The sequence below is a fragment of the Peribacillus sp. FSL R5-0717 genome, from assembly GCF_038002945.1.
In the GTDB taxonomy this organism is placed as follows: Bacteria; Bacillota; Bacilli; order Bacillales; family DSM-1321; genus Peribacillus; species Peribacillus frigoritolerans.
In genome coordinates this window covers 1-14813 of the sequence record NZ_JBBOOF010000002.1, presented here as the reverse complement: position 1 = coordinate 14813, position 14813 = coordinate 1, and the positions used below count along the sequence as shown (strand labels likewise).

Below are 14813 nucleotides of genomic sequence, written 5' to 3'. Positions count from 1 at the left end.
CAATGAAAAACCGGAATACATCGATACTTGCATTGCAGTTTACATTTCCTTTTCAAATTACTGCACTGTGCAATGAACACAAGAGTGATTCTGTTGTCACTTGTTTTTTGTCTTAAATTCATCCGGTTTGCTTCGAGTTATTTTAAATGCCGCGTATTGTAGCATTGTCAATATTTCTCTCTTTTTGAAGTGCTTCATTCACTTGATAAAGAACGTAAACGTTTAAGGCGACTGACTAACACACCTGTATACCCTTCAAAATTAGAACTGGTTTCTTTATTGAGAAAATGTAATTTATATAAAATAATTGCTTCCTTAGAGCATAAGTTTGTCAATCATTCCCCCCTTTTTTAAAGTTTTAAATTACTTGACTCATCAATAATTGATACATCAAGTAATTTAACTCAATTGGATTTAAAATGCAAGCATTTTATATTTCTCCTTTTAGGGGTGGTGTTACACCACAATCAGCCTAACGAAATTAAATACTTAAAAATGGGGTAGCGTCAGGAAAATGCGGATATACAACGTTAAGGGGTACCACCGACAATTTTAAATCAAAAAATCGATTTCCTGTACAATAAGAAAAAGGCTGCCGAAGCAACCCCTGTTACTAACGCACCCGTTAGTTCATTAAATTATTTCATTGATCTTGCAACTTCCAACATTGTATTCCTTGATACCCGTGAGCTGTCCATTTCTACATAAGTTCCTTCTTGTATCCAACTAAGTAAACCACCAGTAATAAGTTCTCCCTCTTTATCTAACTCACCACTATTACCCCATTCTACAAAAAAGCCTTTATGACCGTTTATATCTACCTGCTCTGCATTATTGTTCATTTCTTTATTAGAAGATTCCTTACTTTGCTCAATACCAATTAGCAAATATTTATCGTCGCTATCCATATAGTGCAATCTAAAATTAGTTATTTTGTCTTTTTCATCCCAGGGGTATGTTTTTATTTCCAACGTCCAATCATTAGGAATATTTTGGGGAACAACTACTTTAAAATCAACTTTCCTCTTGATTTCAGAAAGAGTTATACTGTCGTGATTATATTTGATTTCTTTAGCTTGAACTATTAGTGGAATGTTTTGAATTAAAATAAATACAACTAATAAACGTATAAAAAGTAATTTCAATTTACTACCTCTTCCTTATTGGTTTTTACATAGGTAGTTTTACCAATTTGATGTTTCTTATTAAACTAATCTGCCCCGATAGTTGCATAAGAAAAGGAGCTGCTGATCAGCTCTTGGTAAAGCACCCATTAATTTAATAAAATAAACTTACGAACTAATTTGTAATAAACATAATAAATTGAATAAGCAAATAAATAACTAACACCAGTCCAAATGATATTCCATTCATTCCTGTATACTATTTTCTCTAGACATACTAGTATGTACTCTCCAAAAGTTGTTACTAAAGTAAAAACTAAAAATGTAATAAGAATAGGCATTTTTTTATAGTGAATAACACAAATAAATAAACAACCAAGTATAGGATAAAGACCTAAATCATACGGAATTCCAGTTAAAGATGATTCTTGAAACACTATATCCATCTTCCAAAAGTAGTTAAAACCAATTTCATTTACTAAAATACTTGTTGCTACACCAATTGGATAAAAAATTATAAATAGCTTTGTCTGATTTTCAACCAAATAAGCACCTAAAAGCCAATGGAAAATAAACCCAACGATAATGTGAAAAAGCATATTTAACCTTCCTTTCTTTAGAATCACATTACATATCTATTCTGCCCCGATAGTTCCATAACAAAAAGAGCTGCCAAAGCAACCCTCTTATTGAAGTAAGGCACCTGTTAGGATATTATTGCCTGTCATCGAGCTCTTCCATATCACTCATTATTTTTTTGTTCTTACTAAAATGAATAGCTATATATAAAAGTAAACCAAACCCCCCACCAATTAGTACCTTAAAACCTGAACCAACAGCTGCCCATTCCAAGGCGTAGAAAATTATCACACCGAGAAGAACATATGAAAAAACTGTGTTAATCAATGTCATTCAGCCTTCTTCCTTAATTGACGTACTATATAAATTCTATTTCAAATGCATTATTCCTTGTTGAACTAACCTGCCCCTTTAGTTCCATAAGAAAAAGCGATCCTTCTTAATGAAGAATCGTACGCAGTATTTAGGAACTCTTTTTCTTTAAACTCCAGTAAATGACAAGAACTAATAGAATAATAAGTGGAATAACAATAAAAAATGAGAATGTCCAACCTCGAATAAACCATGACAAAAAAAAAGTAACTATTCCGGACAAAATAGTTACACAATGAAAATGGACAATTATTAAGTTTTTTGAACGAAACGCCCCTAAAATATATGTTAACAATACAAATGAGGTTCATTTATTGTTACTGTAGTCCAAACAACCAGGTATAAACAATTACGCAAATCACCTAAGGGTACGTTGAGAACTTAAGTGATTGTAAATTAACCTTTTTATGAGATAGGTGGAAACCAAATTATCACTAGAATCTTGAAAAGAGTGCGGTGAATCCCACAATTCTTTAAATGTACTAAATATTAAATTCTTAGAATTAGTTTCAGAGCCAGTGGTTTAAAAACAATATTCTTAAGCATGCCTTTATGATTTGAATAGATATTAGAAAAATAAACCCTATCTTTGTTTAATATGTGATTAACAATTTCCTGTTTATTCTCCATTTCTTTTTCCTCATTCCCTGTATAACACATACAGGTATAAGTACCTTATTTATTAAAAAACGAGACCTGTTTATGAAAATTTTGGGCGGGTAATACAAAAAGAATTTATGTAACACAGTACGGGTACAATATGCTTGTTGAACTAAAACCTGCCCCATAGTTGCATAAAGAAAAAGCTGCCTTTAAGACAGCTCTGGTCTACAGCTAACGTACCTTAGTACAATCAGTTTCCATAGGTTCTCTATAAAGTTTAACGATGAAACAATCTTTGCAACTATCTTTAATCCCAGTACAGGTCAATGATAATTCTTTAGTACCGTGAAATTCTCTAAAACTAATTTCTTGATTAACATTTCTGTCCTGCTTTGAACAATAGGTAACTACCCGTTTTAAATATCCCACTAGCCACCAAACCCTTTTCATTACCCCATTTTTTCCTCTGTAAACATTTACTACCCCATTATTCTTAAATTAAAACTTTATTTCAACTATCATTTCATCACGTAAATAAGCTGATAATTAACGTTCTACAGGAGTGCTAACCTGCCCCGATAGTTGCATAAAGAAAAAGCTCTTCCTTAAAGACAGCTCCAATCTTCAGCTAATGCACCCGTTAGTTTAAGAACACTCTTTCACAATCTTAACAATAGATAAAAAAAGCCGTCCTAAAAGACAGCTATTCAAATATATTAGTTTGAAATAGTTGGTACGAGTTTTGAAAATTTGCGATAACAGAAAATAGTTAATGTTAATGGCACTAAACTCCATAGATAAAAATATGTTCCATACTGGTTCCATCTTGCGGTTGTTGTAATCCCGTCAGCGATTTTTAACCCCATAAAATTCAACTGCAAATTCCCCTGTATTTGACTGTTTGATAATCCGTAACCTTGCCCTACCATCGCAATAAATAATAAGCCGAAGCACCCTGCAAGCCCTAAAAACAACCATCCTACTTTGTTTTTGTTCAAGTTACCCCTCCTAACTTTTAGTGAATTTCTTTTTATCAAGTTAAATGAAACAATAAGCTAGGAGTTATCTTTTATTAATTTCTGTTTGCATTTTAATTCATTTGTTAATCGGAAAAACTCTTTCTTATTACGGTTTTTCAATGAGTCATCGATTTGTTTTTCAATTTGGGCTTTCCTGTAATCTTCAAGGGCTCTTTTTAGTACCATTTCAGCGATCACTTCAGGTTCCAGTAGCGTTTCAGGCAATTGCTTTTCCATATGAGACCAACTCCCTAACCTTTTTTTTATTATACTGAGTACCTTGAAGATTATTAATATTTATTAAGTGCTTGTCTTGTTCCTTTTTCTTAATTATCCCACCGGTGGCGTTTAACTTTAAGGGAATCTTATCTAACTTTTAAAAGGAATAAACGCAAGATCTGCTGGGCGTTGCTGACGATCAGGAAACCTACATTGAATATGGGTTTGTTTGGAGGTGTAGGACTTTCCTAAATTTTCACACCTATAATGACCGAAGATTCGTGAAGGAAACTCTGATAAGGCACTTCTGGAATTCCATCCCGCTTATCAAAAGTAATCCTCAAAATTCAATAAAATAGCCTTCATGGCTTGGCTGGAGTTCCCCTTTTCTTTAATTCTTTTTAAAAAGTCCATGAACAAAATCACCAGTAAATCCTCGACCCTCAACTCTTCATCCATCAAGTATGGGGAAATGTCATGCAGGAACACCTCACCCCGATAAATCTCTGACTCTTTTATTCGAAGGGTGATCTCTGCTCGTTTTTCTTCTGAGGTCACCTCGATTTCTTCTTCCCTTTGCTCGAAAGAGAAAAGGTTGGTCGTCACCTGCTTTAATACCCTCTTTTCAATCATCGGTCGCTCCAGGAATTTTTTCTTGGAAGAAATTAAAAAAGGACAAAGCTGTTCATATTTGGCCCCCTTTTTCACTTGTTCCAGAAAATCGAAATATAAGAGGGCAATAAGGTGATACAAACTTAGGTTTTGCGGAGCCTCTTCAAACAAATCCTTCATGTCTTCGACGAATACCTCCCCCCTTAAAAATTCATAATAGGGTACCTCGATTTGCAGATATCGATATTTTGGCAAGAAGTAATCAAAAAAACTCTTTTTTTCCTTTGTCCCATAAAACAGCTTGTTCGATAAAAGGTTAAATTGACTATAGGATTTCTTCAATGGAACCCCCTCTTTCTAACCAGGCAACGGTATGATGGATCATGCAAAAGGCAACCCTCCGATCGGATAGGTCCTTCAAGATGGCTACTTCATGCAATCCTCCCCTTTCGCCGTATTCCGTTTCCAGCAAGTAGGTATGCATATATTCCTTCGTGTCCGTATAGTCCATTGAATAATTCACATCCTTCCATCTAGTCAAACCGAACCTTAGCAATAAGGTATTGCAGGCCGTTTGCGTCAAGGGTTTTCCCGTTTTTTGCTTATATATCGGATTTAACGTTTTGCAAAGCGTCCGGAGCTTGACCTTCATGACATAATCGACAGGGAACTTAATGTCATGCTGCTTGTCTTTCCTGACTTTCCTCACCGACGTTATTTGGTACGAAGAACCTTCGGAAGATGTTTTTTGAATAGCTTTTGGTTTTGGATCCTTTTTCTTCATTTCCTCGAAAAAAGGGTTCAATGATGTCATCCCTTCCCTCCTCTCTCCTCTCATTCTGTAAAAATGGGATCATACCTTAGGGTCACTTTGCCAGTTTTCCACTTTACTAACAATATAGTGGGGAATAGGTCACTTTAGAACCGGGGAATGTATGAGCTTCCTTTACCATGGGGATACTATTTAGCAAGAATATTAAATTGCGAGGGATATATATGATGAAAAAGAACAAAAAGGCTACGGAGATAAAGAAGCAGTTTGCGAAACTAATGGAACAAGCGGGTAAAAAGGCTGGAGGAAAAATTGTAAAGGTAAAGATAAAGTAAGAAGAAAGCGAAGGAATAACATTCTGACTTTTATTACGAGCGTAGAATATTTGCTCAGCAAATTGTTCCTTCTACCCGAATGCGCTACTGTAAGTTTTAGAGGTTGCATCAAGCAACCGTCAAGCAGGCTCGATGCCTGCTCTAAGTCAAGAAAAAACGGATGTTTTTTTTTCTCCATGCGTGAACGCACCAGCTGACGATCTAGCCGGTGTGCCTCCTTTTAATGGTTTTTTCCTTCAGTGCTTTTTCTCAAGGTACTCAGTCACTAAAGGGGGACATGCCCCCCTCTGCTTGTCCAATTCCTTTTTCAAAAATACCCCTTTTCTTTTAAGCTAACATATTTACCCGTATGGGAAACAATCAAATGGTCTAAAATCTCAATCCCTATAATTTTCCCTGCTTCCGCCAATCTCTTTGTGACTTCAATATCCTCCATACTCGGAGTTGGGTCACCCGATGGGTGGAAAAGGACATGTTTCTCCTTGGTAAGTTCGGTTATACCTAACTTATCCATTTTTTGATTGTATTTAAAATAAAGTTTGATCAAATTGATATTTAAAAATCTTGGTAAACGAAAAGAAAGAGCGTGTTTTGAGATTGATCAAAACACGCTCTGAATATATTCAGTTGAATGATTCTTTTATAAAATTGTTTGATCATTTTCTTTCCATACTTCTTAATGAACTAACGCACCCGTTAGTTCATTAAGAAAGCCTGTATGGAAGCAAAGAAAACAAATAAAGAGATAGCAATATTAATATACCCCCAAAATCCTTTTCTGTCTTTTTGAATTTCGGCTAATCCTGTCACCAATATTAGTGCCCCAAGGAAAAACATATAATAAGGCATTAACTCCAAGGTTTGAGTTATTAGACTATAACCTGATAGAACAATAACCACTATTGTTAAGATAATTCTAACCATTTTCAAGAATATATTTCCCCCTAAAAATTAAGTTCTGTACAATTTCTTTTTCAATCATACCATTTGACACCTTTTCATTTGTGTGAAAGATGGAAATTCCTTCTTTCACTAACCTGCCCCGATAGTTGCATAAAAAAAAAGCTGCCTTAAAGGCAGCTCCGATCTTCAGCTAACGCACCCTTTAGTTTAAGTACAAACCTTCACAATCTTGCAACCTGCCACGTTAGCTTAACAAGGAAAACAAACTACAATACAAATACCATAGAAGCCATAACTAAAAATGGAAATAAAACAATTAGCAATATTGATACTCCTGTCTTCCAATTATTTTTTATTTGAAGTAATTCCTTCTTAGCCTTTTCCTTATTTTTAAGCGACCATATAATAATTCCGACCCAATAAATTGCTAAAAATATATAACTTGAAGTATCCATAAAATCACCTCTTATAACAATTTTCCGTAATCACTGTTTAACAATCATTCTTTCACAAATCTGTCCCGTTTGTTCAATAAGAAAAAGCTGCCTTAAAGACAGCTCCAACCTTCAGCTAACACACCCATTAAGATTAAGTTATTTAATTATGTATTTTATGGCCCTACAATTTATTTGTAATTTTATCTGTTAATTGCCTTATTGATGCTGCAATAAATATTCCGAGATTGGAAAATCAAATTACCTTGGCTTTTTATCTAGAATAAATGCAATAGTTGCCACTAAAATCACTAGAAAGATACCTATACAGGCAGTAACTATGCCTTCTATTTTGTCTTTTGCATAAAAACAAATATATGTATTAAAAGAGACAAAAATTAAAAAAATTAATAACTTTGTAACTAAGTTAATTGTATTTATTGCTCTCACAGTAAATCACATTCCTTAATGGTGAATTAACGATATCAAATTAAAATAATTTGAACCTTTAAGAAAATAATAACAATAAAGAGTAATTATTGATAAGTGTAAAATAATCCATTTCCTTGATGAACTAACCTGCCCTTTAGTGCCATAAGAAAAAGCTGCCTTAAAGACAGCTCCAATCTCCAGCTAACGCACCCGTTAATTTAAGTGTATCTCTTCACAATTCCAATCGTCGTTATTTATTTATGTTTCCATTTTTATATTAAAAGCGCCATAATCCTCTTTTTCAATTATGTCCTTTTTTTTTCACTATAAAAAACACAAGAAAAGACAGTCAGTATAAAAAGAATATAACAAGTAATCATCTTTGCCAATTTTGGTATGAAGTCTAGAATATCCGTAAGAGAGAATACTATTAAACATACCAATGGTATGAAGGTAATTAACCATATATACATTTTATTTCTAATAGTCTTAACCATTAGGATTATTAAAACTGCACAAATCACTATATTAGACAATAAAATCACCTATTCACTTTCTTTTTTTACTTTTTTGTATGAAAACACAATAGTAAAAAAGCTGCCTTAAAGACAGCTCCGATCTTCAGCTAACGCACCATTTAGCTGAACAAGAATTATCATTGATACTCATTTAATTTTTGAACAGAAACGTAATTAGTTTTAGAGCTGTTGAACAAAACAACTTCATTATTTGATAACCACTTTAGTTCCCCTAAGTGTCGTCTGAAAAGTAATTCATCTGGCTTCTCAGATGCCACCAGTTTTTTTGCTATTTCTTGTCCGTTTTTATCCTTGACTATCAAATATATTTCACATAGAAATAGACTGTGCTTTATAATAACTCCAGCTTTATAGTTTCGATTTGGGCTACTCTTTGGTTTCTTCCAAACATAATTAGTTTTGTAACCAGCTTCTTTCACACAATTATAAGCATCATCGAATGGAGTGCTTTCCCAGTTATTCAATTTAACCACTTTATCAATACCTTGCTTTAATTTATCTAATATTACTTCTTTTTTCTCTTGGTCATCTAGTTTGAAAAATTCAACTACATCATAAAGAATTTCCACATCGCAAAAACCATCTATAATAGTTAAATTCGGCTTTGGATTCTCCTTTACACAGAAGATATTGATTTGTTTAATTTTAGTTGTATGAAACTTTGAGAAACATCTTTCGTAAAGAGATGTTATACATCTAGATTGAAAAGACAAGTTTTTATCTACTTCTGCAATTCCTTCATCATCAACCGAATATAAGAGAAAATGTTTTAACATCATTATATTTCATCACCTATTGATAGTTTCTAGACAAAGTATTGTTATTCCTTCTTCCACTAACCTGCCCCGTTAGTTCCATAAAAAGGCTGACTTAAAGACAATGCCTATTTTCAGCTAACGCACCTGTCAGTTAAAAGTGACTCTCTTTTACTTAACATTCATCAGGCTTTTCATCAAGTACCCAAGAGATATCAGCACCGAATTCCAACTGAACGACAGGATTAGGGAAGCCTTCTGGCACAAACTCTAGATCGTAAGAAAAACCTATTGTGAAGTTCTTTATACGAACTGTATTAGTATCATTCCAGGTAGACATTGTACACAATTCCCCTTCTAACACTCTTCCAACTAAATGATAAATACCTATGTATGCTCGTATTCCGCATTCATTTGCAGGATAATCAGAGAGATGTCCTGGTTGAGCAGGATTAATTTCTAGTCTACTGAAAACATTTGCTACGTAAGGATCTAAATACTTACAAGCTTCCACAAAGTTGTTGCAGTAAATACAACTACATATCTCTATACCTTTGTTATAAAACTCTCGGGTCTTATCAATATCAACTTCTAATAACCAATTCTCTATTTTAATCTGTTGCAGCATTTCGACACCCACTTCAATGAAATATTCTGATACCCCTTTATTCGGTTAACATTTTAAAATTCCTTGTAGAACTATCCTGCCCCGTTAGTACCATAAGAAAAAGGCTGTCGCAGCAACCTCCCTAATGAAGTAAAGCACCTGTTAGTTCATTACTGTTTTTTCCATAACCCACCTGAACAGGGAGTAAAGCCGCACGTTTCATAAAAGTTTTTATGTTTGGGATCATGCGTTAAGGTAACAATTTCTAAACCATACCGTTCAGACTCTCTTAATAATTCTCTTACTAATTCCACACCAATTCCTTTTTTTTGATAATCAGGATGAACAATTATGTCTTCCATATAACCATGTTCTAATCCCATACCAGCAACATAACCAAATGCAATAAGTTTATTATTTTCGTTTCTTACTCCAGCCCAAAAGTTACATCGTTTGAATAAGGTTGGAAAATCTCTGTCGCGTCTTCCCCAACCAATCAGTTCCCTTAATTCCGGTACTTCATGATTAGATATTGGTATGTTTATTATGATCTTATAGTACATTTAATTCCCCTTTCACCATCTACAATAGAATTCAATATTATGCAGACTTATTCCTTGTAGAACTAATCTGCTCCGTTAGTTCCATAAGAAAAAGCTGCCTTAAAGACAGCTCCGATCTTCAGCTAACGCACCCGTTAGTTCATTAAGGAATTATTCAATATTCAACTATATTTAGCCATTGACCATCAGGACCAATGGTTATGTGAGGGATTTTATTTGATTCAAATATGTTGTAAATATCAATGTTTTTCTTGTTTAGTATATTTAAATGTTGAGATACATCAGTCTCTGAAAACACTAACAAATCCATTGTTGTAGACCGTAAGTAAAATTTATATATATGTTGTTTCTTTCTATCCTGACAATATCCTAAAAACCCTATTGTTCTTGGAAAAATGCGTGTTAGAGGGAACGGAAATTTATTAATTATAATAAAATCATTTGAAAGTTCGTTAAATAATTCTTCTTCCCATTCAGGAATAACGGCATAGATATAACAGTCTTGCTTATAAATGCCATTGATTATACCAACAAACTCCTGTTCATCTATTTCTTCGTCAAGCAATATTTCCCTTACCTTCGGAACACTTTTCAACCAAATCACCCCTTTGTCTAGATTATACAATTTGATTTGGGTGTTTTCCTTCTTCAACTAAACTGCCCCGTTAGTTCATTTTGTTCCATGGACGTGACTTTTAGAAGGGGGACTGGGAAAGTACTCAATATTTGCGATACAAAGAAGGCTTTCGTTTTAACTGCTGACATTCCATTCCGATAGTAATGGTCCATGATCGCCGAAAACAGGATCAGTTTCGGGAAGGATTACTTTAGGGATATCCTCCAAGGATTGAAGCCTGTCTTCGGCATTCTCCGTTTTCAGATTGTATTCCTTTCCTTCGGGATAAGCACCAACTATCTTAAAATCATTGCTCGAAGCCAGTCTTTTATGTCCTGTTCCTGCCGGTAAGATGAGTACATCACCGGTTTTTATCTCTACAGATTTTCCCTTTTCCCCTCCAAGTTGAACGATTGCATTCCCTTGTAATACACCAAGCACTTCATGGGCATTGCTGTGATAATGGTGAAAATCAAAAACGCCATTTATCCAGCTATTTCGCCAATTATTTTTATTGAATATTTTCTCTGTCAATTCAGCCTGTTCTGTTAAGGCACCGGGATAAAGGAGAATGGGAAGAGTAGGGTTGTTTGGAATTATGCCATCATCCTCAAACCAATATGCTTGTACTTCATTACTATTCATAGATAACCTCCAAAGCTTTTTATAGATAAATTCCCTAAAGGCCTGACTGTAAAACAACTTATAACTCTCCCATTGACACCATTTCGATTCCCTAAGGGACCTGACGGGCATCACAGCGTTTCTGGTGTTAAATGGAGACAGTCAAATTTAATATGAAATCGAAGAAACTATGAATGAAGCGATAGTACTGCTGATTCGAGCGAAAACTTGATTATTTAAGTGAAAACTCTTATGATTGCTGCGAAAGCCGAGATTCCTGCACTATCTATTCAAGAGGATTGCATTACAAAGCCAATAAAAAAAGACAGCAGGCTGCGGGTAGCCTGTTTTTCTGCAACTATTTCATATTGCATTTTAAGTGTGCTAAGACTTAATTAAATGTTGGTGGGACCCCATATAGGCAGTACATGCTCATTTTTCTCTCCATGAAACCCGCCCGTCATTTATGCAATAAAAACGGAAAATACGTAACATGATTTTCCGACAAAAGGCGGTATATCAACGATGTATCAAATCCTGTATATAGGATAATTCGATGCCATTTTAAACCGATTGATATCACTGGGTTTGTGAAAAGATCAACTGCCGAGAAGGTGTGTTATAAGCCTCTAGCAAACCTTATAACAAGTGTTAGCGTTTTACTCAATGTAAACAGTTCACAAAACTATTAAACGCCCTGTATGGCCGAAATACTGTGTCCTTATAGAACTAACGCACCCGTTAGTTCATTAAGAAAATAAGAAACTGGTATTACCAAACTCCTTTTAATCTTAAATTTCTTACTATACGCATTTAGATTCAATTAACAGTAACAATTCAAATTAATTTATAGTCGTTCTTTTTCCGAATAAATAATATATCAAATATCCCAATAGATTAAATAAAGTAAATACCAGAATCCAACCAATATTTAATCGTTTATGATGATATGCGTTAATGATTGCCCAAATCGAGAATAACGTCCAATAAATTGCCACCCCTGCAAACAAAATAGCCATTATTGGCATATTTAAGTATCTCTCTTCCATATTAACAAGCCACTTATCATCACCGTTTCCGTAAGGAAAGAATCTAGGTTTTAACCAATCTGGTGCCCATACTGATCTATGGTATTGATAGTCTGGGTCAATATGTTCTACATATTCAAAAATACCTCTGTCATAATTTTTGTAATCACTCTCTTTTACTTCTCTTACGTTGTATATTTTTACAGATGATATAAAGTCGGTGCCTTTTACCAACCTTTCAATTTCTTCTCCCATTTGTGGTGTAACAGATGTCTTATTTCCCAATAGAGAACGGATATCTGTTGCAACATAAGAGATTTGGTTTGCATTTGATTCTACTTTTTGCCTTTCTATAACGAAAGTCGATACGGATATGATTAGAAACGCTACTGCAAGATAAAGGACCCATTTAATAAAAGTTTTTTGTGCTCTAAACAATTGAGCAACAATAGACCGCATTTCTTTTTCTCCACCGAAACGATCAATAGCAATTTCAATTGCTTCTTGCTCCGTTTTTCCTTCTAACTTCAACTCATAAACAGCTTCTAACAAATGACTTTTCATTTCTGCTTTTAATTCTTGAATTTCTTTCTTATTTCCACCCACATTTTGATAAACCGAATCGACAAATGCTTCAATTTGGGTCATTTTTTTCTCCCCCAATCTAAAAATGAATCAATCACATCTCTTACAAATTCCCATTCCAAACGCTTTTGTTCAAATCCTTTTTCACCCATTGATGTAAGTTTGTAATATTTTCTTCTTCCTCCAGGTCCTTGCTCATCCCCCCAGTAAGAAGAAATCCATTCATTCTTTTCTAATCTCTTTAAAGACAGATAAAGTGTACCTTCTTTTAATTCAAATTGATCATCACTCTTTTCTCGAACGATTTTGGCTAATTCATAGCCGTACATATCCCTCCTATGTAAAAGTGACAGGATGAGCGTGTCTATATGACCTTTTAAGACTTCTTTATTAATCTCCAATTTTTCCACCTCTTGGAATTAATATATTTTATATTACTTTATAATGCAAGGTATTATTTCGAAGAATATTATAAAACCTTATGCAACTAATCTGCCCCTTCCGCCGCCACCATCTATCACGAAACCCTGCTCATTACCCCAAAATAAAGTCTAACTCATTAAACCCTTGACAATAATGGATGATAACAATACAACCAGGCTGAACCTTTTTTGGTGGATCTTAAGGAAGATACCCTGTATAAGAAACTGGTTGTGACAGTATTGAAGAACCATTTAGTGTACTGCTAGTACGTATACAAAAATTTTTGTAACAAATCTCCTGTCATATGTATTGTTAATCTTTTATTGAGGTGATTCTCCTATGGAAGCAATGATTGAACGGTGTGCTGGCCTAGATGTACACCAAGAAACAGTAGTAGCCTGTGTATTATTTGGTCCATTAGATAAAAAGCCAAAAACCTCTATTGAAACTTTTTCAACTACAACAACGGGACTCTTGGCTTTAAGTGATTGGCTCGCTACCCTTCAGGTATCCGATGTTGTGATGGAAAGTACGGGAGTCTACTGGAAACCAATATGGAATATACTCGAAGGTTCTTTTCACCTTGTTCTTGCCAATGCCAGGCATGTCAAAAATGTTCCAGGGCGTAAAACTGATGTGAAAGATGCCGAATGGCTTGCCAAGCTTCTAAGATGCGGACTTATTGAAAGTAATTTTGTCCCACCAGAGGATATTCGTGATTTACAAGATCTTACTCGTTATCGAAAAAAATTGATTCATCATCGCACATCAGAGCAGAATCGCATTCACAAAATTCTTCAAGATGCTAATATCAAGCTAACATCCGTTCTATCAGACATTTTTGGTGTATCGGGACGCCGTATCCTTGAAGCGATTCTCAATGGTGAAAAAATAGAGACCGATGGTCTTCGAAAAATGGTGGATTGGCGAACAAAAGCAAGTATTACTGACATTGCCAGTGCAATTAATGGTCGTATTCGCCGTCATCATCGTGATATGTTGCGTTTCCATTGGGAGCATATGGGTTATTTAGAACAAACCATAGAAGAATTGGAAAAACAAATCGATCAGCTCCTGTCCCCCTACCGTAAGGAAGTAGAATTATTGGATGGTATACCTGGTGTGAACAAAGCTGCGGCAGCTACATTTATTGCGGAGATGGGTATTGATATGTCCGTATTTAAGTCAGCTAAACACCTTGCCTCTTGGGCTGGTGTGAGTCCTGGAAATTACGAAAGTGCTGGTAAAAAAAACGAGTAAAACCACACAAGGAAATAAAACTTTAAAAACAATGGCCGTAGAATGTGTATTAGCGACATCAAGGCAAAATAATAGAATTGCTTCACATCGAAAAAGGATTACCAAACGGCAAGGAAAAATGAAGGGACGAATCGCTTCTGCCCATTTACTATTAACGATTACTTACAACATCTTAAAAACAGGAGAACCTTATCATGAACTAGGCTCAAATTACCTTGAAGATAAACAAAATAACAAAGAATTAAAAATGATCGAATACCTAAAAAAGAAAGGCTATACCATCGCTCCAGCTGAACAACAAACTGCATAACCAGTTAAATAACGACATAATTCATTTACGCCCATCAAAAAAATGAGAATATGGAGGGTTTATTTTAGTATGGCTTTTTTACTATTGTGTTTTCATACA

At 34.6% G+C, this 14813-nt stretch carries 18 protein-coding genes and 2 pseudogenes; 2 read left to right on the top strand and 18 right to left on the bottom strand.

Features of this window, described 5'->3' with window-relative positions:
- Positions 1–65: 65 nt before the first annotated feature.
- The 18 genes and pseudogenes from NYE65_RS25880 to NYE65_RS25795 form a co-directional block, all read right to left on the bottom strand.
- Positions 66–335: pseudogene (locus tag NYE65_RS25880) on the bottom strand (MarR family transcriptional regulator); the annotation flags it as partial.
- 303 nt (positions 336–638) lie between these two features.
- A complete protein-coding gene (locus NYE65_RS25875; protein ID WP_340862204.1) occupies positions 639–1145 on the bottom strand; it encodes a DUF4367 domain-containing protein in 507 nt (168 codons plus the stop codon).
- Positions 1146–1273: 128 nt separating this feature from the next.
- Positions 1274–1723, bottom strand: coding sequence for a hypothetical protein (locus NYE65_RS25870; RefSeq protein WP_340862203.1), 450 nt, complete (start codon positions 1721–1723; stop codon positions 1274–1276).
- Positions 1724–1838: 115 nt separating this feature from the next.
- Positions 1839–2036, bottom strand: a complete 198-nt coding sequence (locus NYE65_RS25865; protein WP_340862202.1) for a hypothetical protein — start codon at positions 2034–2036, stop codon at positions 1839–1841.
- 1358 nt (positions 2037–3394) lie between these two features.
- Positions 3395–3676, bottom strand: a complete 282-nt coding sequence (locus NYE65_RS25860) for a hypothetical protein (RefSeq protein ID WP_328175849.1) — start codon at positions 3674–3676, stop codon at positions 3395–3397.
- 57 nt (positions 3677–3733) lie between these two features.
- Complete coding sequence (locus tag NYE65_RS25855; RefSeq protein WP_328175848.1) at positions 3734–3934, bottom strand: IDEAL domain-containing protein; 201 nt, start codon at positions 3932–3934, stop codon at positions 3734–3736.
- A 309-nt stretch (positions 3935–4243) separates the two neighbouring features.
- Positions 4244–4870 (bottom strand): hypothetical protein, encoded by a 627-nt coding sequence (locus NYE65_RS25850; protein WP_328175847.1) that lies wholly within the window; start codon positions 4868–4870, stop codon positions 4244–4246.
- Positions 4854–5342: a hypothetical protein gene (locus NYE65_RS25845; protein WP_340862201.1), complete on the bottom strand. Its 489-nt coding sequence runs from the start codon at positions 5340–5342 to the stop codon at positions 4854–4856. The genes NYE65_RS25850 and NYE65_RS25845 overlap by 17 nt, the downstream gene beginning before the upstream one ends.
- A gap of 600 nt (positions 5343–5942) precedes the next feature.
- Positions 5943–6098 (bottom strand): annotated as a pseudogene (locus tag NYE65_RS25840) (JAB domain-containing protein); the annotation flags it as partial.
- Between the two features lie 233 nt (positions 6099–6331).
- Entirely contained in the window at positions 6332–6559 is a 228-nt protein-coding gene (locus NYE65_RS25835; protein ID WP_328178667.1) for a DUF3953 domain-containing protein, read from the bottom strand.
- A gap of 245 nt (positions 6560–6804) precedes the next feature.
- A complete protein-coding gene (locus tag NYE65_RS25830) occupies positions 6805–6993 on the bottom strand; it encodes a hypothetical protein (RefSeq protein WP_328176406.1) in 189 nt (62 codons plus the stop codon).
- 1066 nt (positions 6994–8059) lie between these two features.
- Positions 8060–8722: a hypothetical protein gene (locus tag NYE65_RS25825; RefSeq protein WP_340862200.1), complete on the bottom strand. Its 663-nt coding sequence runs from the start codon at positions 8720–8722 to the stop codon at positions 8060–8062.
- A gap of 151 nt (positions 8723–8873) precedes the next feature.
- On the bottom strand, positions 8874–9326 hold the full coding sequence (locus NYE65_RS25820) for a hypothetical protein (RefSeq protein WP_340862199.1): 453 nt from the start codon (positions 9324–9326) through the stop codon (positions 8874–8876).
- A gap of 149 nt (positions 9327–9475) precedes the next feature.
- Entirely contained in the window at positions 9476–9868 is a 393-nt protein-coding gene (locus NYE65_RS25815) for a GNAT family N-acetyltransferase (RefSeq protein WP_340862198.1), read from the bottom strand.
- A 154-nt stretch (positions 9869–10022) separates the two neighbouring features.
- Positions 10023–10520 (bottom strand): hypothetical protein, encoded by a 498-nt coding sequence (locus NYE65_RS25810; RefSeq protein ID WP_340862197.1) that lies wholly within the window; start codon positions 10518–10520, stop codon positions 10023–10025.
- 99 nt (positions 10521–10619) lie between these two features.
- The gene (locus NYE65_RS25805; protein WP_340862196.1) at positions 10620–11129 is read right to left on the bottom strand and encodes a cupin domain-containing protein; all 510 of its coding nucleotides are present in this window, start codon (positions 11127–11129) and stop codon (positions 10620–10622) included.
- A gap of 821 nt (positions 11130–11950) precedes the next feature.
- Positions 11951–12784, bottom strand: a complete 834-nt coding sequence (locus NYE65_RS25800) for a permease prefix domain 1-containing protein (protein ID WP_340862195.1) — start codon at positions 12782–12784, stop codon at positions 11951–11953.
- On the bottom strand, positions 12781–13122 hold the full coding sequence (locus NYE65_RS25795) for a PadR family transcriptional regulator (protein WP_057219385.1): 342 nt from the start codon (positions 13120–13122) through the stop codon (positions 12781–12783). Before NYE65_RS25795 ends, NYE65_RS25800 begins: the two co-directional genes overlap by 4 nt.
- A 361-nt stretch (positions 13123–13483) precedes the next feature.
- Between NYE65_RS25795 and NYE65_RS25790 the strand changes: the two genes are divergently transcribed.
- Positions 13484–14404: an IS110 family transposase gene (locus NYE65_RS25790; RefSeq protein WP_340862194.1), complete on the top strand. Its 921-nt coding sequence runs from the start codon at positions 13484–13486 to the stop codon at positions 14402–14404.
- Positions 14382–14714 (top strand): hypothetical protein, encoded by a 333-nt coding sequence (locus tag NYE65_RS25785; protein ID WP_340862193.1) that lies wholly within the window; start codon positions 14382–14384, stop codon positions 14712–14714. Before NYE65_RS25790 ends, NYE65_RS25785 begins: the two co-directional genes overlap by 23 nt.
- Positions 14715–14813: the final 99 nt, after the last annotated feature.

Excerpts from the sequence above, each read along its gene's own strand:
- NYE65_RS25870 (WP_340862203.1), bottom strand. The coding sequence starts at position 1,723 with ATGCTTTTTCACATTATCGTTGGGTTTATTTTCCATTGGCTTTTAGGT.
- NYE65_RS25835 (WP_328178667.1), bottom strand. The coding sequence starts at position 6,559 with ATGGTTAGAATTATCTTAACAATAGTGGTTATTGTTCTATCAGGTTAT.
- NYE65_RS25865 (WP_340862202.1), bottom strand. The coding sequence starts at position 2,036 with ATGACATTGATTAACACAGTTTTTTCATATGTTCTTCTCGGTGTGATA.
- NYE65_RS25845 (WP_340862201.1), bottom strand. The coding sequence starts at position 5,342 with ATGACATCATTGAACCCTTTTTTCGAGGAAATGAAGAAAAAGGATCCA.
- NYE65_RS25830 (WP_328176406.1), bottom strand. The coding sequence starts at position 6,993 with ATGGATACTTCAAGTTATATATTTTTAGCAATTTATTGGGTCGGAATT.
- NYE65_RS25820 (WP_340862199.1), bottom strand. The coding sequence starts at position 9,326 with ATGCTGCAACAGATTAAAATAGAGAATTGGTTATTAGAAGTTGATATT.
- NYE65_RS25825 (WP_340862200.1), bottom strand. The coding sequence starts at position 8,722 with ATGATGTTAAAACATTTTCTCTTATATTCGGTTGATGATGAAGGAATT.
- NYE65_RS25800 (WP_340862195.1), bottom strand. The coding sequence starts at position 12,784 with ATGACCCAAATTGAAGCATTTGTCGATTCGGTTTATCAAAATGTGGGT.
- NYE65_RS25790 (WP_340862194.1), top strand. The coding sequence starts at position 13,484 with ATGGAAGCAATGATTGAACGGTGTGCTGGCCTAGATGTACACCAAGAA.
- NYE65_RS25815 (WP_340862198.1), bottom strand. The coding sequence starts at position 9,868 with ATGTACTATAAGATCATAATAAACATACCAATATCTAATCATGAAGTA.
- NYE65_RS25855 (WP_328175848.1), bottom strand. The coding sequence starts at position 3,934 with ATGGAAAAGCAATTGCCTGAAACGCTACTGGAACCTGAAGTGATCGCT.
- NYE65_RS25805 (WP_340862196.1), bottom strand. The coding sequence starts at position 11,129 with ATGAATAGTAATGAAGTACAAGCATATTGGTTTGAGGATGATGGCATA.